Source organism: Pseudomonas sp. B21-059 (genome assembly GCF_026016285.1).
Lineage (GTDB): Bacteria > Pseudomonadota > Gammaproteobacteria > Pseudomonadales > Pseudomonadaceae > Aquipseudomonas > Aquipseudomonas danubii.
Window position 1 is genome coordinate 306,363 of record NZ_CP087201.1, and the last position, 21,659, is coordinate 328,021.

Here is a 21,659-nt window from a genome sequence, read left to right on the forward strand (position 1 = left end):
CTCAAGGGGCCATTCGCCGGCAAGCCGGCTCCTGCAGGTCTATCAGCGCAGCAGGCTGCTGGAGCGGACCACACTCATGCGCGAGAGCACCGGCATCCGGGTCATCAGCTTGAATAGCGGGTGTGTCAGGCGCAGCAGGAAGTTCGACATCCGCGCCGCATACGGCGTGTAGTAGCCCCAGCCCAGGGCCAGCACTGCCAGCAGCGCGCCGCCGATGTAGTCGTCCTGGCCCCAGTGCGCGCCCGCCACCAGGCGCGGCATCATGAACAGCAGGGTCAGGCCCCAGACGATCAGGAACTGGCCGACGCTGCGGCTGAACATGCCCATGAATAAGCCCCAGATCAGCAGCACCGAAGCGTGGTCGCCGGGGAAGCTCTGGCTGGAGCGGTCCTTGAGTTCCCAGGTCTTTTCCCAGCCGGGGAAGTAGTCGCTCATGTGCACGGCGCCTTCGAGCACCATGGACGGGCTGTTGTGTTGCCAGTTCATCAGCGCCACCAGCTTGGAAAACAGCGCGCGAATCACCACCATAAGAATCAGGATCGACAGGAAGCCGAAAAACGCCCGGCGCACGTCCACCGCCTTGAACACCCAATCACCGCGAATCAGCAGGCCGAGCATGATCAGCCCCACCACGATATCGAAGGGGCGCAGGCTGGCCACGGCCCAGATGTGCAGCCAGGTGGAGTTTGTTGCAAGGGGAGTGTTGAGGTGACGGAACAGCCACTCGTCGAACATCAGGCAGTACATCTGCCCGGTTGGCCACAACCAGAATCCCAGCAGGGCCAAAGGGAGTAAATTGCACAGAACCAGCTTGCCGAGGTTCCACCTTGCTTGGAACAAACCCGGATTGTTCATAAAATATCTCCAATCACCGCAAAAACTGCACCTTCATGGTGCAAAACCGCAATTTTCGGTGCTTGTAACCTTTTTGTCATCATTCAGATACCCAGACCTATGACTGATTTGCCGGATACCGACTTCACTCAACGCTTCATCTTTGATGAGAGCGACGCCCGCGGCGAGCTGGTGGCGCTGGAGCGCAGTTACGCTGAAGTCCTCGCCAAACATTCCTATCCCGAGCCGGTGGCACAACTGCTCGGCGAGCTGATGGCGGCGGCATCGTTGCTGGTTGGCACCTTGAAGTTCGATGGCTTGCTGATTCTCCAGGCCCGCTCCGAAGGCCCGGTGCCGTTGCTGATGATCGAGTGCTCCAGCAACCGCGAGATCCGCGGCCTGGCCCGCTACGACGCGTCGCAGATCGCCCCTGACGCAACCCTTGCCGACATGATGCCCAACGGCGTCCTGGCCCTGACCGTGGACCCGACCCAGGGCCAGCGTTACCAAGGCATCGTCGACCTGGACGGCGCCACCCTGGCCGAATGCTTCACCAACTACTTCGTCATGTCGCAGCAGACCGGCACCCGTTTCTGGCTCTACGCCGACGGCCGCAATGCCCGCGGCCTGCTCCTGCAACAACTGCCTGCCGACCGCCTGCGCGATCCGGAAGAGCGCGAAGCCAACTGGCAGCACCTCACCGCCCTGGCCAGCACCCTGACCGCCGATGAACTGCTGAGTCTGGACAACGAAACCGTGCTGCACCGCCTGTACCACGAAGAAGCCGTGCGCCTGTTCGACGTGCAACCGCTGCGCTTCCGCTGCAGCTGCTCCCGCGAGCGTTCGGGCAACGCGCTGGTCAGCCTGGGGCTCGAAGATGCTCAGGAGCTGGTGGTGGAACATGGCGGCAGCATCGAGATCGATTGCCAGTTCTGCAACGAGCGTTATCTGTTCGATGCCGCCGATATCACGCAATTGTTTGCCGGTGCGGGCGTCGACACGCCGTCAGATACTCGTCACTAAAACGGTTCAGCGCAGGTAAATCACCTGGCAAACGCCGGAATTACGCCGTACTGACGGGAGGACCCTACTATTTTTGGGCTTTTCTGGCATAATCCGGCGCACTTTTTTCGCGGTAGTAGTGCGCGAGTTTCTACTACAAAACGTTTGGAGCACTCGGCCACTGGCCGACGGGGAACCTCATGACGCAAGCCAATAACGCCGTGTACACCGATCTGAGTGTGGATGATCTGGTCAAAGAAGCCCTGAACCGCGGTGAGGGCGAACTGGCCGATACCGGCGCTCTGGTGGTTCGCACCGGTCATCGTACCGGCCGTTCGCCAGTGGACCGTTTCATCGTTGAAGAGCCCACCACCCAGGACGCTATCGCCTGGGGCCCGATCAACCGCAAGTTCCCGGCGGCCAAGTTCGACGCCCTGTGGGACCGCGTTGAAGCCTACCTGGGCGAGCGCGAGCGTTTTGTTTCCCACGTGCATGTAGGTTCCGATCCGGCGCACTACCTGCCAGTGAAAATGACCACCGAGACTGCCTGGCACAACCTGTTCGGTCGTTGCCTGTTCATCAACCCCGAGCAGTACAACGCCGGTGGCAAGGACGAGTGGCAGATCCTCAACGCGCCAAACTTCGTTTGCGAGCCTGAGCGCGACGGCACCAACTCCGATGGCACCGTGATCCTCAACTTCGCGGCCAAGAAAGTGCTGATCGCCGGCATGCGCTACGCCGGTGAAATGAAGAAAGCCCTATTCTCCGTGCAGAACTTCCTGCTGCCAGCTGCCGACGTGCTGCCGATGCACTGCGCCGCCAACATGGGCGAAGACGGCGACGTGACCCTGTTCTTCGGTCTGTCGGGCACCGGCAAAACCACCCTGTCGGCCGACGAAAGCCGTTACCTGATCGGTGACGACGAACACGGCTGGGGCGTGGGCGTGGTGTTCAACATCGAAGGCGGTTGCTATGCCAAGTGCATCGACCTGTCGGAAAAGAACGAGCCGGTGATCTGGAAAGCCATCCAGCACGGCGCCGTACTGGAAAACGTGGTGATCGACCCGGTCACCAAGAAAGCCGACTACGCCGACGACAGCCTGACCCAGAACAGCCGCGCCGCTTACCCGCGCGAGCTGATCGAAAAACGCGCACCGAAGAACCTCGGTGGCGAGCCTAATGCCGTGATCTTCCTGACCTGCGACCTGACCGGCGTACTGCCACCGGTGTCGATCCTCAGCGAAGAACAAGCCGCCTACCACTTCCTGTCCGGCTACACCGCTCTGGTGGGCTCGACTGAAATGGGTTCGGGCTCGGGCATCAAGTCGACCTTCTCCACCTGCTTCGGCGCCCCGTTCTTCCCGCGTCCGGCCGGCGAATACGCCGAGCTGCTGATCAAGCGCATCCGCGGCTTCGGCTCCAAGGTCTACCTGGTCAACACCGGCTGGACCGGCGGTGGCTACGGCGTGGGCAAACGCTTCAACATCCCCACCACCCGTGGCGTGATTGCAGCGATCCAGAGCGGCGCGCTGATCGGTGCCGAGACCGAGCACCTGGACATCGTCAACCTGGACGTACCGAAAGCCGTACCGGGCGTCGAAACCGGCCTGCTCAACCCACGCAACACCTGGGCTGACAAAGCGGCCTACGACGAAGCCGCCAAAGCACTGGCCGGCCTGTTCATCGAGAACTTCAAGAAGTTCGACGTGAGCGACGCGATCAAGGCTGCCGGTCCGAAGCTGTAAGCCTCGACCTGCCATGAAAAAGCCGCCCTTCGGGGCGGCTTTTTTGTGGGCTACAGAAAGCCTCACGTCTTCAGGTGCAACACCAACGCCCCGAGCAACACCAGCACCACGCCGGTCACTTGCACCGCCGTCAGCCGCTCCTTGAAGAACACATAGCCCAGCACCGCAGCGATGCCGCCGGACAGGGTGCTGATCACCGTCACCACCGACACTGAGCCGCTCATGGCGCCCCAGGAAAAGGCGAAGAAGGCGCCCAGGTTCATCAGGCTGGTGGAGGCCAGCAGGCCGCAGTTCTTCAGCGGCGGGATCTTCAGCCCGTCCACGACTTTGAGCACCATCAGTAGCATCACGCCGCTGCCCACCGCGTAGCCCAGCCAGAGCATGCTGATCGGCCCCAGTTGCGGCAGGGTGTAGCGGCCCTGCAGCCAGAAGCTGGTGCCGTACAGAACGGCCGAGAGCAGGGCGAAGAAGATCGAGCGGCCGGCGGCGGTGCTGTGGGGCAGTTTGCTGTCCGAGTGCAGGCTGGAAAGGATGACGCCGATCACGCACAACAGGATGCACATGAGTTGCAGCAGGCTGATCTGTTCGCCGCTGGCCCAGGACAGCAGGGTGGTGACCACGCCGTAGGAGGTCACCAATGGGGCGACGATGGAGGCTTTGCCCAGGGCGAAGGCCTTGCCCAGGGCCAGGGCGCCGGAGACGGTAAAGGCCGCGGCGAGCACGCCCATCAGCCAGACTTGCGCGGGCGCGGCCAGGGCCTTGTAGAGGATGGCGGGAAAGATCACCAGCAGCAGGCTCATCAGGATGAACCCCAGGCTCTGGCTGAAGAACACTGCCCGTTTCACGCCCACGGCGCGGACGTTGAGCCCCACGAGAAAATCGGTGCCGCCCCACAGGAGGGCGGCGAGCAAGCCCATCAATACGTCCACTGACTGTCCTTGTCGATTGACGGGTTGGCGGAGCCCAACGGCCGTGCTGTTTACTGCTGCGCGAGTCGAAACGCCGGGGCCATGCGTTCTTGTTCACGCCGGGACAGCCCCAGGGCCTGGGCCAGGGTGGGCCATTGGCGAACCACGCTCTGGCAGTGTTCGATGATGCCTTCTGCCTCTGCACGGCCGAGGCGGAAATATGCCGCTACTTCCCGTGCCAGTTCAAGGTCCAGTGCATTGTCGGCTTCGCTGATGTTGAGTTTCAGCCCGCTGGCGTGGGCGCAGGGGTTCATGTCGTAGGCCGGGGACAGGCGCCAGCTGCGCCCGGGTTCGAGCATGAAGCCATGGTTGCGCAGTTAGAGCGCTTCCAGCACCTGGGTGTCCCAGCGCTGTTGCCTGATCGCCTGGTACAGCATGCCGATGGTCAGCGGCACCTTGTCGCCCCGGCCCTTGGCCCGGCGTTTCTGAAATGGGTCGAAGCCTTCTGGCTGGAAGTAGCGATAGCTGTCGAAGTCGACAAAATCGATCACGAACTGCTCTTCCAGGGCCTGCAGCAAATGCCGGGCGTCGGCGCCGTCGCAGCCCAGGTCGAGGTTGATGGCGGTGCTCAGGCGCAGGGTCTTGCGCTCGGGCAGGCCGATTTCTTCATGCAGCAACTGCAGCAGTTGGCGCATGGTGGCGTCGTCGGGAAAGCCGGGGGCCAGTTGCATGATCGGAGTTCACTTGCGGCGTTTGAGAAGGTGGAGTGTACGGTGATTCTCCGGCTGAGTTGCAAGTCACCAAGTGGTTGCGCCAGCGGGCCATTTCGAGAGATCGGCACTGTTTTTTTGCCCGGTATTTCCCTGGTTGGACCGAGCATTGGCGGGCAAAACTGTGTATGGTTCGCCGCTGGCTGGTGGGCCGGGGCAGAGGCCCGGTCATCCTTATCTACAGGGATTTTGTTATGGCTTTTTTTCGCCTTGCGGCGCTGTTGTGGCTAGGGATGCTGGCGAGCTCGGTACAAGCTCAGGCGCTGTCGATCCAGGTGCTGGATGCGCTGGCCAAGGGCGCGCCGCTGGCCGATGCCCAGGTGCAGGTGCAACAGGGCGCGACTCAGGTTGCAGGCAGCACCGATGCCCAGGGCCGGGTCACTCTGACGGCCCAGGTGACCGATTCGCCGGCCAGTGAGTTGCTGATCCGTAAAACCGGCTACGCCGACCTGCGGGCCAAGTGCCCGTGCCAGGGGTTGAATTACGCCCTGAGTCCGCTGCTGGACAACCCGGAAAGCCTGCGAATAGTGCTGAGCTGGAGCGAGCCGGGGGAGGACCTCGATGCCCATCTGAGTTATCCCCACAAGCTGTTGTACTTCGCCACCGGCAAGGGGCCCGGAGCTCGCCTGGAATCGGACAGCAGTGACAGCAGCCGCCCGGAAACCATCACCATCGACCAGCGTGTGCCGGGCGACGCCTACGTCTTTGCCGTGCACGACTTCACCAACAGCACCAGCTACGAAGCGTTGCGCCTGGGCCGCAGCCAGGCGCGGGTCTTTGTCTATAAAGGCGCTGCGCTGATCCGCAGCTACCGCGTGCCGCAGAACCGCAAGGGCAATCTGTGGGTGGTGTTTCGCCTGACCGCCGATGGCCGCCTGCATGATATCGATCGGCTGCTGTTAGGCAGCGAGGAGCCGGAATCGGTCATGAGCGTGCTCGACCCGCTGCTGGAAAATGCCAAGTCCATCGATGAAGTGGTGGGCGCGGACTTCGGGCCGGTGGATGCCAAGAGCCTCAACCTTAAAGGCGAGGAGTCCTACCGCAAGGGCGATTTCGGCGGAGCGCGGATCCTCTACAGCGAAGCCATCGAGCTCGACCCGGGCTTTGCCCAGGCCTACAGCAACCTGGCCCTGGCCAATCGCAAGAACAGCCGCCCCGACGACGCCATAGCCGCGGACCGCAAGGCCATCGCCCTGGCCAGTGGCCCGGCCGCATCGACCATTCGCGCCAGTGCCTACTACGACATGGCGCGCATCTATGAAGACGCCGGGCAGTTGGCCATGGCGCTTGAGCACTACCACAAAGCCCGGGAACAAAAGGCCAACCCGGTGTATGACAAGGCCATTGAGCGGCTGCAAAACCGCTGATCACACAGGCAGAAGTTATCTCCACAACGCGCCGACAGTGGCGCGTTGTGCATTTATGGAGGTTGGTATGCGAATTGGTGTTCTCCCCTGGCTGCTGGCGCTGTGTCTGTCCAGCGGCGTGGCCCGGGCGGCCGGGCCGCAGGTGTTCGCCACCATCGACCGCAGTGGCTGGCCGAATGCCCTGACCAGCACGGCGGAATTCGACACCGCCTCACGGGGCGAGATTCTGATGTTCGGCAAAGCGCTGCTGGCCAGCGAAGCCTTGGACGAACAAGCCTTGAAGCAGCGGCTAGGAGTCAGGCAACTGGATCTGAAGTCAGTGAATCAGGTGCGCCAGCGCTTCTGGGAGTTGCTGTTGAACAACTACCGCTTGGCCAGCCGGGACTGTGAAGGGACGCCGTTCTGCCTCCCTGTACGCAATCTCGGTGAGCTGCGGCAACTGGTGGCCAGTTTTACCGGGGAGAGTAAATCCACTTATGGGGCGTGGGCCGAGGCCAGCACCCGGTTTCATCAGCTGTACCTGAACGAGCAACTGCGCCTGGCGGCGCTGTTCCCCATCGTCAGCAGCGAGATCCAGCGCATGGGGCCGACGGAACGCCTGGGGGACGAGCTGGTGGACCGGGAGTTTCTGCTGACCTTCGATGACGGGCCGAGCCTGCGGGGTGGGCATACCGATCAACTGATCGATGTGCTGCGATCCAAGGATCTGCATAGCCTGTTCTTTGTTCTGGGGGACTCGTTTCAGGCGCGCCTGAGTCAATCTTCGGCAGGGCAGATGCGCCAGTTGTACGATGGCCAGTGTGTGGGCGTACACGGTTGGGAACACAAGTCCCACGCCTCGTGGAGCGAGTGGCAGCATTCGGTGATCCACAGCGCAAACCTGGCCAACCGCACTCTGGCGGATGAATACCAGCCGCTGTTTCGTCCGCCCTATGGGCAGCGACGCGCTGACAGTGCCGACTTCTTCAAGGCCCAGGGGCTGCAACTGATGCTGTGGAACATCGACTCCCAGGACTGGAGCAAAAAGGTCAGCGCCGCAGCCGCAGCCCAGCGGGTGCAGACCCTGATGCTGCTCTGGCGGCGCGGCATCATCCTGTTCCATGACACCCACGCCAAGGCCGCCCAGGCGGTGCCGGCACTGCTTGAGGCCAATCGGCACAATGGTGTGCGATGGCTGGACTGCCGAACCTTGCGCTAGGCTCAGGCTCCCTATCGTCGGTAAGCCGACTCCTGGGTAGGAGCCGGCTTACCGGTGAAAGTGCTCCCGCCCGGTATCATCCGGTATCTGTTTTCCTGCGACCTTTTCTCGAACCGCCGACCTGTGCCACTAGTCTTCAAGGACAGGTCAGCGGTCAAAGGAGTGACCCTTATGCACAGCACCCTCGAACAGGTCTTCGGTTATCCACAGTTTCGTCCGGGTCAGGAGGCCGCTGTCAGTGCGGTGCTGGCTGGGCGCTCGGCGGCGGCGATCTTTCCCACCGGCTCCGGCAAGTCCCTGTGCTACCAATTGCCGGCCTTGCTGCTGCCGCACCTGACTCTGGTGGTCTCGCCGCTGCTGGCGTTGATGCAGGATCAGTTGGCCTTTCTCCAGCGTCATGGCATTGCCGCCGCCAGCATTGATTCGGCCCAGAGCCGCGATGCAGCCAATGACGTCATGGCCCGGGCCCGCTCCGGTGAACTGAAGATCCTGATGATCTCGGTGGAGCGTTTGAAGAACGAGCGCTTCCGCAATTTCTTGCAGCAGGTGCCCATCTCCCTGCTGGTGGTGGACGAGGCTCACTGCATCTCCGAATGGGGCCACAACTTCCGTCCCGACTACCTGAAACTGCCGGACTACCAGCGCCAGTTCAACATTCCCCAGGCCCTGCTGCTGACGGCCACGGCGACGCCCAAGGTGATCGCCGACATGCAGGCCAAGTTCGCCATTGATGCTGCCGACGTGGTGACCACCGGCTTCTACCGGCCCAACCTCAACCTGCTGGTGGAACCGGTGCGCGGCGCGGACAAGCGCCGGCGCCTGGTGCAGTGGATGGGTGAACGGGCCGGGCAGCCAAGCATTGTCTACGTGACCCTGCAAAAGACCGCCGAACAGATCGCCGAGCACTTGAGCCGCCAGGGTATCGCCGCCGAGGCCTACCACGCCGGTCTGCCCCACGAGCAACGCGAGTCGATCCAGCGCCGGTTCATGGAGGGGCGCAGCAACTGTATCGTCGCCACCATCGCCTTCGGCATGGGCATCGACAAGAGCGACATCCGTAACGTGGTGCACTTCGATCTGCCCAAGTCCATCGAGAACTACAGCCAGGAAATCGGCCGCGCCGGGCGCGACGGCCAGCCTTCGGACTGCCTGGTGCTGGCCAACCGCGACAGCCTCAACGTGCTGGAGAATTTCGTTTACGGCGACACCCCGGAGCTGAGCGGCATCCGTTGCGTGCTGGATGAGTTGCAGGCGTCGGCGCCGGAAGGGCAGTGGGAGTTCCTGCTCGGGCCCCTGGCGGACCAGAGCAACATCCGCCAGTTGCCGCTCAAGACCCTGTTGGTGCAGTTGGAACTGCGGGGCTTGATCGCCCCACGCTATGCCTACTTCGCCGAGTACCGCTTCAAGTTGCTGCTGGAACCCGAGGCCTTGCTGGCGCGTTTCGAAGGCGAGCGCCGGGACTTTGTCCAGGCCATCATCAACACCTCCAGCCGGGCCAGGACCTGGGCCACGGTGAATTTCGACGCGCTCTACGAGCAGTACCAGGCGCCGCGCAACCGGGTGGTCAAGGCCCTGGATTATTTCCAGGAGAAGGGTTGGGTGGAGCTGGAAAGCAAGCAGATGACCGAGGTCTACAGCCTGCTGCAAACCGACTTCGATGCCGCTGCCTTGAGCACGGATCTGCATGCTTATTTCACCCGGCACGAGGGCAGCGAAATAGCGCGGATTCACGCCATGCTCGACCTGTTCGCCACCGAGCAGTGCCTTGGGCAACGCCTGGCGCAGTATTTTGGTGACGATCAGGCGCCCCAGCGTTGTGGGCATTGCTCGGTCTGTCACGGCCAGGTGGCACGACTGCCGGAGCCACCCGCGTTGCCCGCGCTTGTGGATAAAAACTTCAACGGGTTGTGCGGCGATTTTATCCACAGGCATCAGCAGCACACCGGCGATGTGCCGGGAGCAGAGCGGCTGACGCGTTTTCTCTGCGGCATCAGCGTGCCTTTGTTCACCAAGCTCAAGGCCCGCAGCATTCCCGGGTTCGCGGCACTGGAGGACTATCCATACGCTGCCGTGCGTGAGTGGTGCGAGGCTCATCTGGTCGCCTGACAAGCCACCGGCGCAATGGACGCAAAAGGGTTTGCCCAGGCTTGGCTGTCTGCGGTGAAATGCCGGGCGATCAACCGATCGCCCGGCCTTCAATCCAAGGGAGAGAGCCCCGATGTCCGAGCCTATGCCGCAACGTGGCGACTATCGCCACTTCCAGCCGATCATCACCCGCTGGCACGACAACGACGTCTACGGCCATGTGAATAACGTCACCTACTACAGCTTCTTCGACACGGCGGTGAACACCTACCTGATCGAACAGGGCGGCCTGGATATCCATGATGGCGAGGTGGTGGGATTCGTGGTCAGCTCGGCCTGCGACTACTTTGCGTCCATCGCCTTTCCCGAACGTATCGAGATCGGCCTGCGGGTCGGCAAGCTGGGCAACAGTTCGGTGCAGTACGAACTGGCGGTGTTCAAGGCGGGAGAGGCGGATGCCTGTGCGGCTGGACGTTTCGTCCACGTATTTGTGGATCGGCGGTCGAACCAGCCGGTGCCGATTCCGCCCGCATTGCGAGCGGCTCTGGAGCGCCTGCTGCTGGCGTGAACTTCGATACTCGATCTCAACCCCGGCACTGGCACTTGTAGCCGCTGCCGAAGGCTGCGATCGGCTCCGCAGGAGACGCCAAACCTGAATCCGCGGGGCAACTGACCCACCGCAGCGCCTGGCTTGGCGAGGCCTGCGGCCTCGTGCGCAGCCTGCGGCAGCGGCTACAGGGCGGGGGGTCAGTCGCGATAGTGACGGTGCTTGCGATGCCCGTAGGCATGGCCACGGCCACGGTGGCCGTCGCGGTAGTAGCGGCGGTCATCGCGACCACGGTAGTCGCGATCTTCCCGGGCGCTTTCGTTGCCCATGTAATTGCCCAGTGCACCGCCGGCGCCACCGCCTGCTGCGGCGCCGATCAGGCTGCCGGTATTGCCGCCCATGCTGCGGCCTACCACGTTGCCGCCGGCTGCGCCCAGGGCGCCACCAATGGCTGCCTGGCCACGGCTGCGTTTGTCCGCACCCACCGCGCTACCGCCGGCACCGCCCAGGGCCGCACCAATGGCCGAACCGGTGTTGCCGCCGATCTGCTGACCGACCACCGAGCCTAGAACCCCACCCAATGCGCCGCCCACACCAGCTTCAACGGTGCCACCGGCAGAGGCAACGCCGCTGACCAGGCCAAGGGACAACAAGAGAATCGAGGAGAACTTCATACAGGAGCCTCAAAGGGATGACGGCGCGATCCTGAGGCCGGGCCACGCCGCTTACAAACGAAATCCGACGAATAGCACGAGTTGTACACAATCTCGTAACTTACTGTTTTTATTGTGGAACTTAAGTGAATTTCGCCGGTCTTTAGCTACTTCGGAATGGCCGCTTTGTTAACAAAGCGGCCTTTTTTGTGCCTGCGGTTCGAGGCTGCGCAGCGGCTTTCGCCGGCAAGCCGGCTCCTACGATTCACGCGCTAACTGTAGGAGCTGGCTTGCCAGCCCAGAGGCCCTCAACTCATGAATCAGGCCGAGCGAGCCATGATCAGGCCGTTGTCGCTGGCCGCCTCAAGGCGGATGGCGATGAACTTGGACGTCGGGGTGTGGCTGCCGTCGCCGGTGCTTTCCAGGGGCACTAGCGGGTTCACTTCCGGGTAGTAGGCTGCAGCCTGGCCGGCCGGGATGTCGAAGGCCAGCAAGGTGAAGCCCTTGACCCGACGCTCGCGGCCGTCATCCCACAGGGAAACGATGTCGGCTTTCTGCCCCGGCTTGAAGCCCAGGCGGATGATGTCCGCTTCGTTGGCGAAGAGCACGTCGCGCTGGCCCTTGACCCCGCGGTAGCGGTCATCGAGGCCGTAGATGGTGGTGTTGTACTGATCGTGGGAACGCATGGACTGCAGGATCAGATCCGGCAGTTGGCCGGTGGCCCGGGTGCGTTCGTGGATCAGGTCCTTGGGCAGCAGGTTGGCGCGGAAATTGGCCCGGCCCGAAGGGGTGTTCCACTGGCGCGAACCGGCGCTGTTGCCCAGGTAGAAACCGCCCGGGTGCTTGAGTCGTTCATTGAAGTCCTTGAAGCCGGGAATGGTATCGGCGATCAGGTCGCGGATACGCCCGTAATCCGCCGCCAGCCAGTTCCAGTCCACCGGCTGGCTGCCCAGGGTCGCGGCAGCCATGCCCGCGACGATCCACGGCTCGGAGCGCATCTGCGACGACAGTGGCTGCAATTGGCCGTTGGAGGCGTGGACCATGCTGAAGGAGTCTTCCACGGTCACCGCTTGCGGGCCGCCGGCCTGCAGGTCGATGTCGGTGCGACCCAGGCACGGCAGGATCAGCGCGTCCTTGCCGTGGGCCAGGTGGCTGCGGTTGAGCTTGGTGCTGATCTGCACGGTGAGGTCGCAATTGCTCAGGGCCTGGAAGGTCCGCGGGCTGTCCGGGGTGGCCTGGGCAAAGTTGCCGCCCAGGCCGATGAACACCTTGGAGCGGCCTTCGAGCATGGCGTGGATCGCCTCGACCACGTTGTGGCCGTTGTCGCGCGGCACTTTGAACTGGAAGCGCCGCTCCAGTGCATCGAGGAAGGCCACCGGCGGGCGCTCGTTGATGCCCATGGTGCGGTCGCCCTGCACGTTGCTGTGGCCACGCACCGGGCATAGCCCGGCGCCGGGCTTGCCGACGTTGCCCCGCAGCAGCATCAGGTTGGCGATTTCCTGGATGGTCGGCACCGAGTGGCGGTGCTGGGTGATGCCCATGGCCCAGCACATGATCACGTTCTTGCCCTTGGCGTACATGCGCGCTGCCTGCTCGATTTCCACCAGGGTCAGGCCGGACTGCTCGACGATCTGCTCCCAAGGGGTGTCGTCGAGGGTGCCCAGGTAATCGAGGACGTTGGCGGTGTGGGCATTGAGGAAGTCGTGGTCGAACACCGATTCTGCGCCGGCTTTCTGCGCATCGCGTTCCCATTGCAGGAGGAACTTGGCCATGCCGCGCAGCAGCGCCATGTCGCCGCCCAGGGCCGGGCGGAAGTAGGCGGTGTTGGTCGGGCGATTGCCGTTGGTGAGCATTTCGAGCGGGTTCTGCGGGTGCTGGAAGCGTTCCAAGCCACGCTCTTTTAGCGGGTTGATGCACACCACTTGGGCGCCGCGTTTCACCGCTTCGCGCAGCGGCTCGAGCATCCGCGGGTGGTTGGTGCCGGGGTTCTGGCCCCAGACGAAAATCGCGTCCGCGTGTTCGAAATCGTCGAAGGTCACGGTGCCTTTGCCGACCCCGACGCTTTGCGCCAGGGCTACGCCGCTGGCCTCGTGGCACATGTTCGAACAGTCGGGGAAGTTGTTGGTGCCGTAGGCGCGGACGAACAGTTGATACAGGTACGCCGCTTCGTTGCTGGCCCGGCCCGAGGTATAGAACTCGGCCATGTCCGGGCTGGGCAAGTTGCGCAGGTGCTGGGCGATCAGGCTGAAGGCGTTTTCCCAGCTGATGGGTTGGTAGCGGTCGGTTTCGGCGTTGTAGCGCATCGGCTCGGTCAGCCGGCCCTGGTACTCCAGCCAGTAATCACTTTGTTCCAGCAGGGAGGTGACGCTGTGCTTGGCGAAGAAGGCCGCGTCCACCCGGCGCTTGGTGGCTTCCCAGTTCACCGCCTTGGCGCCGTTCTCGCAAAACTTGACCATGCCGCTTTCCGGCGAATCGCCCCAGGCGCAGCCCGGGCAGTCGAAGCCGCCGTTCTGGTTGGTCTTGAGCATCATGCGGATGTTCTTCAGAGCGTTGTCGCTGGTCAGCCAGGCCTGGGCCACGCTGATCAGGGCACCCCAGCCACCGGCCGGGCCCTTGTAAGGCTTGTAGCGGGCAACGGGTGTCTGATCGGCTTGGTTGTGTGTACTCACAGGGGTTCTCCATCGCGGGGCTGTGGACCCGCGGCGCACGGTTCTGCGGCAGGTGGACAAGGTTGAGGCGGTGATGACGCGGCCATTGCCCGGCCTGGCGGGTGTCTGCGCTGGCGGGCGCTCAAGGCGTCTGTGGGTCTGGCTGGCGCCGAGCGCGAGGGCGGGAGTTGCCGGGGCTGGCATTGAATGAGGGACCAGCGGCCATCGGGTCCCAAGACTAAGCGTGGCATTGTGTCGCGTCTAATTGCTAGTACTGATCTATTGATAGATGGCGTCGATCAAGAAGGGCTGAAGGATTCCTGGTAGAGGGTAAAGCAGGCTTGCGCCAGGGCCGAGCGCGGCGCGCTGCGGCGCATGATCAGGCCCAGGCGGGCCAGGGTCTGGGCGTCGGCGATGGGATGCAGGCGCAAGTGTTCGGTGACGATCTCCAGGCCGCTGTCCAGGGGCATCACTGCGCAGCACAGGCCGCCGTGGACCATGCGCAGTAATTGATGGACGGCGTCGGTCTGCAGTACCGGTTGCGGCTGCAGCCCGCGAATGTGGAAGTGGTGGTCGATGGACTGGCGAAAGTGCATGCCGCTGGTGAGCAGGCCCAGGGGCAACTCGATCAGCGCCTCCCAGCTCAGGGGCTGTTCGCCGAAGCTGAAATACCGCTGGTCATAGAGCAGGCCCATGTGGGTCGGGTCCAGGGTCAGGGAGTCGAAGTGCTCGCTGTCCAGGCGATCCAGGTAGGACACGCCCAGGTCCAGACGATTGCTCGCCAACTGTTCAAGGATCTGCTCCGAGCTCAAGGACGAGAGTTCGAAGCGCAGGTTCGGGTGTTCGGCATGCAGGCGCTGCATCAACGGCAGAGGGTCGAAGCTCGACAGCGGCACCACCCCCAGGCGCAGGGTGCCCACCAGATTGCCCCGGCACGCGGCGGCCTCGGCCAGCAAGCCGTCATAGGCGGTCATGACGCTCCGGGCCCAGGCCAGCACCCGTTCGCCAGGAGCGGTAAAGCCTTCGAAGCGCTGGCCACGGTTGACCAGGGGCAGGTCGAGTTCTTCCTCGAGGCTGCGCAGGCGCATGGACAGGGTTGGCTGGGTGATATGACAGCGCGCGGCGGCCTGGCCGAAGTGGCGGGTTTCGTCGAGGGCGATGAGGAATTTCAGCTGCTTGAGGTCCATCTTCGCTCCGGAGCGGCAAAAGGCCGGGATTCTACCGTGGTGGCTGGGCCTTGGGTCATTGGTCGCCCGGGAACCTCATTGTTCCAGGCTGGTCTAGTCTTTCGCGTCTGGATCTATCAACCAAGGAGTGTGCGACATGAGCATTTTCAGCTTTGTGAAAGAAGCCGGTGAAAAACTGATCGACCTGCTGACCCCGGGCAATGCCAATGCCAGCGAGCAGCTCAAGGAGCACATCGAAAAGGTCGGCCTGGGCAATCCCAATGTCCATGCCACGGTGGAAGGCGACAAGGTGATCGTCAGCGGTGAAGTGGCGAGCCAGGAAGAGAAGGAAAAAATCCTCCTGGCCCTGGGCAACATCGCCGGTGTCAGCAGTGTCGAGGACCAGATTACGGTGACCGGTCCCGTGGTGGTTTCTGCGGTGTTCGTCACCGTGAAGAAGGGCGATACCCTGAGCGCCATCGCCAAGGTGCAATACGGTGACGCCAACAAGTACAACAAGATCTTCGAGGCCAACAAGCCGCTGCTGTCCCACCCGGACAAGATCTACCCGGGCCAGGTGTTGCGCATCCCTGAATGATCGACCCTGTTTTTCGCGGGCAAGCCCGCTCCTACGGGATGGTGTAGGAGCGGGCTTGCCCGCGAAGGGTTTCACAGCCCTTCGATCAGTTCCCGGTAATCTCCCACCGCCGCGAACTCCGCCGTATCCTTCGGCCCTTTGCGGCTGTCCGGCTGGCTCACCGCGAGCAACTGCGCTACGCCGAAATCCCGCGCGCTGCGCAGAATCGGCAGGGTGTCGTCGATAAACAGGCTGCGGGCCGGATCGAACTGAATATCGGCCTGCAGTGCATCCCAGAACTGTGGATTCTCCTTGGGGAACCCGTAGTCGTGGGAACTGATCAGGCGCTCGAAGTAAGGCGCCAGCTCGATCCGTTCCAGCTTCAATGACAAGGAATCACGATGAGCGTTGGTGATCAGGATCACCCGCTTGCCGGCCTTTTTTATCGCCGCGAGAAAGGTGTCGGCATCCGGTCGCAGGGCGATCAGGTGAGCCGTCTCCAGCTTCAGTTCACGCACCGAGAGTTTGAGCTCGGTACTCCAGAAATCCAGGCAATACCACTGCAACTGGCCGGCGTTGCGTTCGAACAGCGGTTGCAGTTCCAGCTCGGCCATGGCCCGGCTGACCCCGTGCAACTCGGCGTAGCGCTGGGGCAAGTGTTCCATCCAGAAGTGGTTGTCGTAGTTCAGGTCCAGCAGGGTGCCGTCCATATCCAGCAGGACGGTATCGATATCGCACCAGGGCAGCAGGGCCATTGAACACTTCTCCAGCGGTAAGAAAACAGCCTGTATAGTAACCCGCTATCGCCAAGGAGCCCGCTATGCGCCAGAAACCCACTGTACTCGCCCGCGAGATCGTCGCCACCAGTCGTCTGTTCTGTGTCGAAGAGGTGCAGTTGCGGTTTTCCAATGGCGTCGAGCGCACCTATGAGCGCCTGGTGGGCAAAGGGGCGGGTTATGGCGCGGTGATGATCGTGGCCATGCTCGATGCCGAGCATGCGGTGCTGGTGGAGGAGTATTGCGGCGGCACCGACGCCTACGAGCTGTCACTGCCCAAGGGCCTGATCGAGCCGGGTGAAGATGTGCTGGCGGCGGCCGAGCGTGAACTCAAGGAGGAAGCCGGGTTTGGCGCGCGGCAACTGGAGCATCTGACCGAGCTGTCGTTGTCCCCGGGCTACATGAGCCAGAAGATCCAGGTGGTATTGGCCACCGATTTGTATGAAGAGCGCCTGGAGGGCGATGAGCCGGAGCCGATGCGGGTCGACAAGGTCAACCTACGCGAGCTGGCCAGCCTGGCGCAGAATCCTCAATTCAGCGAAGGCCGGGCCCTGGCCGCGCTGTACCTGACCCGCGACCTGCTGAGCCAGCGCGGAGCCTTTCCAGCATGAGCATGAACGCGATGAATTTTCCCCATCCTTTATTGGCGCCGGTGGCCGAGCTGGCCTTGCGCGCTGGCGAGGCGATCCTGCCGTTCTGGCGCGCCGACGTGGCGGTCAACCACAAGGCTGACGAGTCGCCGGTGACCGCCGCCGACCTTGCGGCCCATCACTTGATCGTGGCTGGCCTGACGGCGTTGGACCCGAGCATCCCGGTGCTTTCCGAAGAAGATGCCGACATTCCCCAGGCCACTCGGGCCGGTTGGCAGCGCTGGTGGCTGGTGGACCCGCTGGATGGCACCAAGGAGTTCATTTCCGGCAGTGAAGAGTTCACCGTCAACATCGCCCTGATCGAACAGGGGCGTGTGGTGTTTGGCGTGGTGTCGATGCCCACCAATGGCCGTTGTTATCTCGGTGGTGCTGGCCTTGGCGCCTGGCGTGTGGATCAGGGGCAGGCGCCGCAAGCGATCCAGGTGCGTGAACAGCCAGGTGTTGGCGAGGCCTTTACCGTGGTGGCCAGTCGGCGCCATTCGAGCCCGGAGCAGGAGCGCTTGTTGGGTGGCTTGAGTGCTGCCCTGGGTGAATTGCAATTGGCCAATATCGGCAGTTCGCTGAAGTTCTGCCTGCTGGCCGAAGGCGCGGCGGACTGCTATCCGCGCCTGGCGCCGACTTCCCAATGGGACACCGCGGCGGCCCAGGGTGTACTCGAAGGGGCGGGTGGCGAAGTGCTGGATCTTGCCGGTGCGCCGTTCTGCTATCCACCGCGGGAGTCATTGCTCAACGGCTTCTTCCTGGCGCTGCCGGCCAAGGCTCCGTGGCGCGGCAAACTGCTGGAGCTGGCCCGCGCCTGATCGCCCCACGGCGACTTGCCTCTGCCACCTTTTGTGTAGGAGCCGGCTTGCCGGCGAAGGGGCCCTTGAGCCCTGTGCAAGCATTTCCGGCCTCTTCGCTGGCAAGCCAGCTCCTACAGATTTGAGCAGGTTGCGAAACGGGTCAGCGGTGCAGGACGTACTGACCGGCAAAGCGTACGGCGTCGTCTTCGCTGCCGACGTTGACCACACGGCTGTGCAAGGTCAGGCGGGCACGACCGTGGCGCTGGTACATCGCAAGGAATTTCTTCCAGAGCTTGTCATCAGGCGCGGTGCAGATCGCCACGGCATCGCCGGTGACCGGTAGCGGGTAACTGATCTGCCCTTCCTGGATGACGATATGCCCGTCATCTATCCCTTCTTCCTTGAGCCGCAAATGCAGCCAGCCCCAACCGGCCAGCACCGCACCGCAGTACAGGCTGCCGCCGAACATGGTGCTCTTGTGGTTGACGTTGGCGTCCAGCGGCAGTTGCAGGCGCAGTTGCTGCGCCTGCCAGTCGAGCACCTTCAGGCCCATGTCCCGGGTCAGGGGAATGTCGTGGTGAAGGATGGATTCCAGGTAGCGACTGTCGCGGTTCATGCACGGGCCTCAAGGGACGAAGGGTTGACGGTGCGGCTCATTCGGATTCATCGCTGGAGTGGCTGGCGCCGCCGTCGGCGAAGCTCAAGCCGTGTTTGCGCAGCTTGTCGTGCAGGGTCTTGCGTGGAATGCCCAGGGCTTGGGCAAGGCTGCGCATCGAACTGTGGGGTTGCGTCAGTTCGGCGGCGATCAGGCTCTTTTCGAAGTGTTCCACCTGCTCGCTCAGACCGCCGGCAATCAACGTCGGGGAGGCGATGGCAGCCTGCTCCGGCTCGCTGTTGTCCAGGGCCAGTTCCAGACCCAGGGCGAAGCGCTCAGCAGCGTTCTGCAGTTCCCGCACGTTGCCCGGCCAGCTATGGCGCAACAGCAGGGCACGATGCCCGGGTTGCAGTTCCTGGGGTGGCAGGCCGTGGCGGGTACTGGCCTCGTCGGCAAAGTGCTGGAACAGCATCAGTATGTCCTCGCCTCGCTCGCGCAGTGGCGGAATGCGCAACGGGGCCACGTTCAGGCGGTAGTAAAGGTCGGCGCGGAAGCGGCCCTGGTCCGCGGCCTGGCGCAGGTCTTCCTTGGTCGCGGCGATGATGCGGATGTCCAGGGGGATCAGCTGGTTGCCCCCCAGGCGTTCCACCACCCGCTCCTGCAGCAGGCGCAGCAGCTTGACCTGGACATCCAGGCTCATGCTTTCGATTTCGTCGAGGAACAGGGTGCCACCGTTGGCGAATTCGAACTTGCCGATGCGGCGTTTCTGCGCGCCGGTGAAGGCTCCCGGTTCGTGGCCGAACAGTTCGCTTTCCACCACCGACTCGGCCAGAGCGCCCGCATTGATGGCCACAAATGGCCCGTTGCGCCGCCCCGAGAGGTCATGCAGGGCGCGGGCTACCACTTCTTTGCCGGCGCCGGTTTCACCCAGGATCAGCACATCGGCGCGGGTTGCCGCCAGGGCGCCGATCTGCTGGCGCAGACGCAGCATCGGCGCTGACTGACCCACCAGCCGCGCGCTCAGTTCCTGGCGGTCGCTGAGGGCCAGGCGCAGGCTGCGGTTGTCCAGCACCAGGCGCCGCCAGTCCAGGGCGCGGCGCACACTATCGAGCAGGGCATCGCTGGCGAAGGGCTTCTCCAGAAAGTCATAGGCACCGGCGCGCATCGCCTGCACGGCCAGGGGCACATCGCCGTGACCGGTGATCAGCAGCACCGGCAGCTCGGGGTCCTGGGCATGCAATTGGTTGAGCAGTTCCAGGCCATCCATGCCGGGCATGCGGATGTCGCTGACCACCACCCCCGGCCAGTCCCGCTCCAGGCGCGGGGCCAGGCCCTGGGCCTCGGCCAGGGACAGCACCTTGAGCCCGGCCAGGTCCAGGGTCTGGCTCAGGGCCTGACGCAGGTGCGGATCGTCGTCGATCAACACCACTTGCAGCTGAGGGTCGAGGCTGTCGGGACGGGTCATCGGTCACTTTCCAGGTCGTGTCGTGGCCAGCATCGCTGGGCCGGGCGTGGTGGCTAACGAGTTGTCGCTGCGCTTCATACCCCGCGATCCTCGGAGGGCTGCAGGCTCACGCCGGGGGCCCCGGCACGCAGGCGCAGGGTAATCAGGGCGCCGCCTTCACGGTGGTTGGCGAACGACAGTTCACCGCCAAAGGCGCGCATCAGGGTGTCGCAGATCGCCAGGCCCAGGCCCAGTCCCTGGGTCCGTGTCTTGGTGGTGTAGAACGGCTCGCCGGCGCGGCCCAGCGCCTCCATGCAGAAGCCCGGGCCGTTGTCGCGGATGTACAGATTGACGCCTGTGGCGGTGGACTCGGCACTCAGCCAGAGTTTGCGCGGCGGGCCCTTTTCGGTCAGGGCGTCGAGGGCGTTGGCCAGCAGGTTGCCGAGCACCTGGCGCAGGCGGGTTTCCCCGGCCTCGACCCACAGGGTAGCGGCTGGCAGGTCGCGGATCAGTTCCACTTCCATGGCCCGGCGACGCTTGGCCAGCAGGGCCAGGGCATCGTCCAGGGCCGGTTGCAGGGCGACGCTTTCCGGGGCGTGGTGATCGCGCCGGGCGAAGGCTCGCAGGTGGGCGATGATCGAGGCCATGCGCCCGGTCAGTTCGCTGATCAGCTTGAGGTTGCCCCGGGCGTCATCGGTGCGTTGGTGGTCCAGCAGCACTTCGGCGTTTTCCGCGTAGCTGCGGATGGCCGCCAGGGGCTGGTTGAGTTCATGGCTGATGCTCGCCGACATGGTGCCCAGGGCCGAGAGCTTGCCGGCCTGGACCAGATTGTCCTGGGCGCGCACCAGTTCCTGTTGGGCGGTTTCGCGTTCCAGCACTTCCTGTTTCAAGCGCCGGTTGAGGCTCTCCAGATCGCTGGTGCGCTCGGCTACGCGCCTTTCCAGCTCACGCCGGGCCTTGGCTTCGAAGGCGATCCGCTCCAGGTAGTGGCGGCGGCGCTGCATCATCAGACCGAGCAGCAGCATCAGCACCAGCAGCGCAGCGGCGCCGACCGCCACCACGGTGCGCACCGGGCGATCGATCAGGGTGCGCGGGGCGAGGATGCTGACGCTCCAGCGGGTTTCCTCGATCTGCTGGGTCTGGGTCAGCCAGGCATCGGGATTGAGGTTCAGTGGACGCGGGTCCCGGGTTGGGTAGGGCTGGATGGCGACGATGGCCTGGCGTTCCTCGTCGCTCAGTGGCCGGGTCGCACGAAAGCGCCATTCAGGGCGCGAGGTGAGGATCACCACGCCATTGTGGTCGGTCAGCAGCAATTGTTCCGGGGTCTTGCCCCACAGGCTTTCGGTATGGTCCAAGTCCACCTTGACCACCAGCACGCCCAGCATCCGTTCGCCGTCGCGCACTGCAGCGGCGAAGAAGTAGCCACGCTTGGCCGAGGTGGTGCCCAGGCCGAAGAACCGTCCCAGGCGTCCGGCCATGGCTTCGCTGAAATAGGGACGGAAGGCGAAATTGCGCCCGACGAAACTGTCGTGCTTGTCCCAGTTGGACGCCGCCAGGGTCTTGCCGTTGGTGTCCATCAGGTACATGACTTCGGCGCCGGTCTGGGCGCTGATGTTTTTCAGCAGGCGGTTGGCGTTGCCTTGGGTCACGCCGTCGTCCGGGGCCCCCAGCACCGCCCGCAGCGCCGGCAGGTCGCCGAGGATCTGCGGCAGCACTTCGTAGCGGTGCAGGGTGCCCAGCAGGTTGGCCACGTAGAGGTCGAGGGTCTGGCGATTCTGGCTGGTCAGCTCGTTGCGATAGTAGCGCTCGGCCAAGTGCTCCAGCGGCCACAGCAACGGCGCCAGGCACAGGGCCAGCAGGGCCAGGCTGCGCCAGCGGGGACGACGGGGAAGAGGTGCGGTCATGGAAAGGG

At 63.7% G+C, this 21,659-nt stretch carries 19 protein-coding genes and 2 pseudogenes; 9 read left to right on the forward strand and 12 right to left on the reverse strand.

The genetic code is table 11. The features are described 5' to 3' along the window. Positions 1-42: 42 nt before the first annotated feature. Positions 43-855, reverse strand: a complete 813-nt coding sequence (locus LOY69_RS01400; protein ID WP_265074043.1) for a phosphatase PAP2 family protein — start codon at positions 853-855, stop codon at positions 43-45. A 99-nt stretch (positions 856-954) separates the two neighbouring features. On the opposite strand from LOY69_RS01400, the gene hslO reads away from it, so the two are divergent. Both hslO and LOY69_RS01410 read left to right on the forward strand, forming a co-directional pair. Next, positions 955-1,857: an Hsp33 family molecular chaperone HslO gene (gene hslO / locus LOY69_RS01405; protein ID WP_102882179.1), complete on the forward strand. Its 903-nt coding sequence runs from the start codon at positions 955-957 to the stop codon at positions 1,855-1,857. Positions 1,858-2,036: 179 nt separating this feature from the next. Further along, the gene (locus LOY69_RS01410; protein ID WP_060837041.1) at positions 2,037-3,581 is read left to right on the forward strand and encodes a phosphoenolpyruvate carboxykinase; all 1,545 of its coding nucleotides are present in this window, start codon (positions 2,037-2,039) and stop codon (positions 3,579-3,581) included. 62 nt (positions 3,582-3,643) lie between these two features. Here the strand turns inward: LOY69_RS01410 and LOY69_RS01415 are convergent, their stop codons facing one another. From LOY69_RS01415 to LOY69_RS01425, 3 genes and pseudogenes are all read right to left on the reverse strand, one after another. Further along, positions 3,644-4,498, reverse strand: coding sequence for a DMT family transporter (locus LOY69_RS01415; RefSeq protein WP_170002099.1), 855 nt, complete (start codon positions 4,496-4,498; stop codon positions 3,644-3,646). 62 nt (positions 4,499-4,560) lie between these two features. Then, positions 4,561-4,866: pseudogene (locus tag LOY69_RS01420) on the reverse strand (HipA domain-containing protein); the annotation flags it as partial. Next, the gene (locus LOY69_RS01425; protein WP_110651152.1) at positions 4,867-5,220 is read right to left on the reverse strand and encodes a DUF1493 family protein; all 354 of its coding nucleotides are present in this window, start codon (positions 5,218-5,220) and stop codon (positions 4,867-4,869) included. Positions 5,221-5,453: 233 nt separating this feature from the next. Here LOY69_RS01425 and LOY69_RS01430 point away from each other — a divergent pair, with 233 nt between their 5' ends. The 4 genes from LOY69_RS01430 to LOY69_RS01445 all read left to right on the forward strand — a co-directional run bounded on the left by LOY69_RS01430 (position 5,454) and on the right by LOY69_RS01445 (position 10,477). Further along, positions 5,454-6,626, forward strand: coding sequence for a YfaP family protein (locus tag LOY69_RS01430; protein WP_265074044.1), 1,173 nt, complete (start codon positions 5,454-5,456; stop codon positions 6,624-6,626). A 67-nt stretch (positions 6,627-6,693) separates the two neighbouring features. Next, positions 6,694-7,824: a polysaccharide deacetylase family protein gene (locus LOY69_RS01435; RefSeq protein WP_265074045.1), complete on the forward strand. Its 1,131-nt coding sequence runs from the start codon at positions 6,694-6,696 to the stop codon at positions 7,822-7,824. Between the two features lie 171 nt (positions 7,825-7,995). Then, positions 7,996-9,930 (forward strand): ATP-dependent DNA helicase RecQ, encoded by a 1,935-nt coding sequence (locus LOY69_RS01440; protein ID WP_123391778.1) that lies wholly within the window; start codon positions 7,996-7,998, stop codon positions 9,928-9,930. Between the two features lie 112 nt (positions 9,931-10,042). Continuing rightward, entirely contained in the window at positions 10,043-10,477 is a 435-nt protein-coding gene (locus LOY69_RS01445; RefSeq protein ID WP_102862668.1) for an acyl-CoA thioesterase, read from the forward strand. Between the two features lie 179 nt (positions 10,478-10,656). On the opposite strand, the gene LOY69_RS01450 is transcribed toward LOY69_RS01445, so the two are convergent. From LOY69_RS01450 to LOY69_RS01465, 4 genes and pseudogenes are all read right to left on the reverse strand, one after another. After that, positions 10,657-11,130: a YMGG-like glycine zipper-containing protein gene (locus tag LOY69_RS01450; protein WP_102862669.1), complete on the reverse strand. Its 474-nt coding sequence runs from the start codon at positions 11,128-11,130 to the stop codon at positions 10,657-10,659. A 299-nt stretch (positions 11,131-11,429) separates the two neighbouring features. Beyond that, the gene (locus LOY69_RS01455) at positions 11,430-13,778 is read right to left on the reverse strand and encodes an FdhF/YdeP family oxidoreductase (RefSeq protein ID WP_265074046.1); all 2,349 of its coding nucleotides are present in this window, start codon (positions 13,776-13,778) and stop codon (positions 11,430-11,432) included. Between the two features lie 4 nt (positions 13,779-13,782). Beyond that, positions 13,783-13,875: pseudogene (locus tag LOY69_RS01460) on the reverse strand (sulfurtransferase FdhD); the annotation flags it as partial. 181 nt (positions 13,876-14,056) lie between these two features. Continuing rightward, positions 14,057-14,944 (reverse strand): LysR family transcriptional regulator, encoded by an 888-nt coding sequence (locus LOY69_RS01465; protein WP_265074047.1) that lies wholly within the window; start codon positions 14,942-14,944, stop codon positions 14,057-14,059. A 136-nt stretch (positions 14,945-15,080) separates the two neighbouring features. Between LOY69_RS01465 and lysM the strand changes: the two genes are divergently transcribed. Next, positions 15,081-15,521: a peptidoglycan-binding protein LysM gene (lysM, locus tag LOY69_RS01470; protein ID WP_102862672.1), complete on the forward strand. Its 441-nt coding sequence runs from the start codon at positions 15,081-15,083 to the stop codon at positions 15,519-15,521. Positions 15,522-15,592: 71 nt separating this feature from the next. On the opposite strand, the gene yrfG is transcribed toward lysM, so the two are convergent. Further along, positions 15,593-16,255: a GMP/IMP nucleotidase gene (yrfG, locus tag LOY69_RS01475; RefSeq protein WP_265074048.1), complete on the reverse strand. Its 663-nt coding sequence runs from the start codon at positions 16,253-16,255 to the stop codon at positions 15,593-15,595. Between the two features lie 65 nt (positions 16,256-16,320). Between yrfG and nudE the strand changes: the two genes are divergently transcribed. Both nudE and cysQ read left to right on the forward strand, forming a co-directional pair. Continuing rightward, on the forward strand, positions 16,321-16,887 hold the full coding sequence (nudE, locus tag LOY69_RS01480) for an ADP compounds hydrolase NudE (RefSeq protein WP_102862674.1): 567 nt from the start codon (positions 16,321-16,323) through the stop codon (positions 16,885-16,887). 11 nt (positions 16,888-16,898) lie between these two features. After that, on the forward strand, positions 16,899-17,726 hold the full coding sequence (gene cysQ / locus LOY69_RS01485; RefSeq protein WP_265074867.1) for a 3'(2'),5'-bisphosphate nucleotidase CysQ: 828 nt from the start codon (positions 16,899-16,901) through the stop codon (positions 17,724-17,726). Positions 17,727-17,868: 142 nt separating this feature from the next. Here cysQ and LOY69_RS01490 read toward each other — a convergent pair whose 3' ends face one another. From LOY69_RS01490 to LOY69_RS01500, 3 genes are all read right to left on the reverse strand, one after another. Beyond that, positions 17,869-18,324, reverse strand: coding sequence for a thioesterase domain-containing protein (locus LOY69_RS01490; RefSeq protein ID WP_110651137.1), 456 nt, complete (start codon positions 18,322-18,324; stop codon positions 17,869-17,871). A 37-nt stretch (positions 18,325-18,361) separates the two neighbouring features. After that, positions 18,362-19,768 carry a sigma-54-dependent transcriptional regulator gene (locus tag LOY69_RS01495; RefSeq protein ID WP_102882167.1) on the reverse strand — a complete coding sequence of 469 codons (1,407 nt, stop codon included), beginning with the start codon at positions 19,766-19,768 and terminating at the stop codon, positions 18,362-18,364. A 74-nt stretch (positions 19,769-19,842) separates the two neighbouring features. Continuing rightward, entirely contained in the window at positions 19,843-21,651 is a 1,809-nt protein-coding gene (locus LOY69_RS01500; RefSeq protein WP_102862677.1) for a sensor histidine kinase, read from the reverse strand. Positions 21,652-21,659: the final 8 nt, after the last annotated feature.

Excerpts from the sequence above, each read along its gene's own strand:
- LOY69_RS01400 (WP_265074043.1), bottom strand. The coding sequence starts at position 855 with ATGAACAATCCGGGTTTGTTCCAAGCAAGGTGGAACCTCGGCAAGCTG.
- hslO (WP_102882179.1), top strand. The coding sequence starts at position 955 with ATGACTGATTTGCCGGATACCGACTTCACTCAACGCTTCATCTTTGAT.
- LOY69_RS01410 (WP_060837041.1), top strand. The coding sequence starts at position 2,037 with ATGACGCAAGCCAATAACGCCGTGTACACCGATCTGAGTGTGGATGAT.
- LOY69_RS01415 (WP_170002099.1), bottom strand. The coding sequence starts at position 4,498 with ATGGGCTTGCTCGCCGCCCTCCTGTGGGGCGGCACCGATTTTCTCGTG.
- LOY69_RS01425 (WP_110651152.1), bottom strand. The coding sequence starts at position 5,220 with ATGCAACTGGCCCCCGGCTTTCCCGACGACGCCACCATGCGCCAACTG.
- LOY69_RS01430 (WP_265074044.1), top strand. The coding sequence starts at position 5,454 with ATGGCTTTTTTTCGCCTTGCGGCGCTGTTGTGGCTAGGGATGCTGGCG.
- LOY69_RS01435 (WP_265074045.1), top strand. The coding sequence starts at position 6,694 with ATGCGAATTGGTGTTCTCCCCTGGCTGCTGGCGCTGTGTCTGTCCAGC.
- LOY69_RS01440 (WP_123391778.1), top strand. The coding sequence starts at position 7,996 with ATGCACAGCACCCTCGAACAGGTCTTCGGTTATCCACAGTTTCGTCCG.
- LOY69_RS01445 (WP_102862668.1), top strand. The coding sequence starts at position 10,043 with ATGTCCGAGCCTATGCCGCAACGTGGCGACTATCGCCACTTCCAGCCG.
- LOY69_RS01450 (WP_102862669.1), bottom strand. The coding sequence starts at position 11,130 with ATGAAGTTCTCCTCGATTCTCTTGTTGTCCCTTGGCCTGGTCAGCGGC.
- LOY69_RS01465 (WP_265074047.1), bottom strand. The coding sequence starts at position 14,944 with ATGGACCTCAAGCAGCTGAAATTCCTCATCGCCCTCGACGAAACCCGC.
- lysM (WP_102862672.1), top strand. The coding sequence starts at position 15,081 with ATGAGCATTTTCAGCTTTGTGAAAGAAGCCGGTGAAAAACTGATCGAC.
- yrfG (WP_265074048.1), bottom strand. The coding sequence starts at position 16,255 with ATGGCCCTGCTGCCCTGGTGCGATATCGATACCGTCCTGCTGGATATG.
- nudE (WP_102862674.1), top strand. The coding sequence starts at position 16,321 with ATGCGCCAGAAACCCACTGTACTCGCCCGCGAGATCGTCGCCACCAGT.
- cysQ (WP_265074867.1), top strand. The coding sequence starts at position 16,899 with ATGAATTTTCCCCATCCTTTATTGGCGCCGGTGGCCGAGCTGGCCTTG.
- LOY69_RS01490 (WP_110651137.1), bottom strand. The coding sequence starts at position 18,324 with ATGAACCGCGACAGTCGCTACCTGGAATCCATCCTTCACCACGACATT.
- LOY69_RS01495 (WP_102882167.1), bottom strand. The coding sequence starts at position 19,768 with ATGACCCGTCCCGACAGCCTCGACCCTCAGCTGCAAGTGGTGTTGATC.
- LOY69_RS01500 (WP_102862677.1), bottom strand. The coding sequence starts at position 21,651 with ATGACCGCACCTCTTCCCCGTCGTCCCCGCTGGCGCAGCCTGGCCCTG.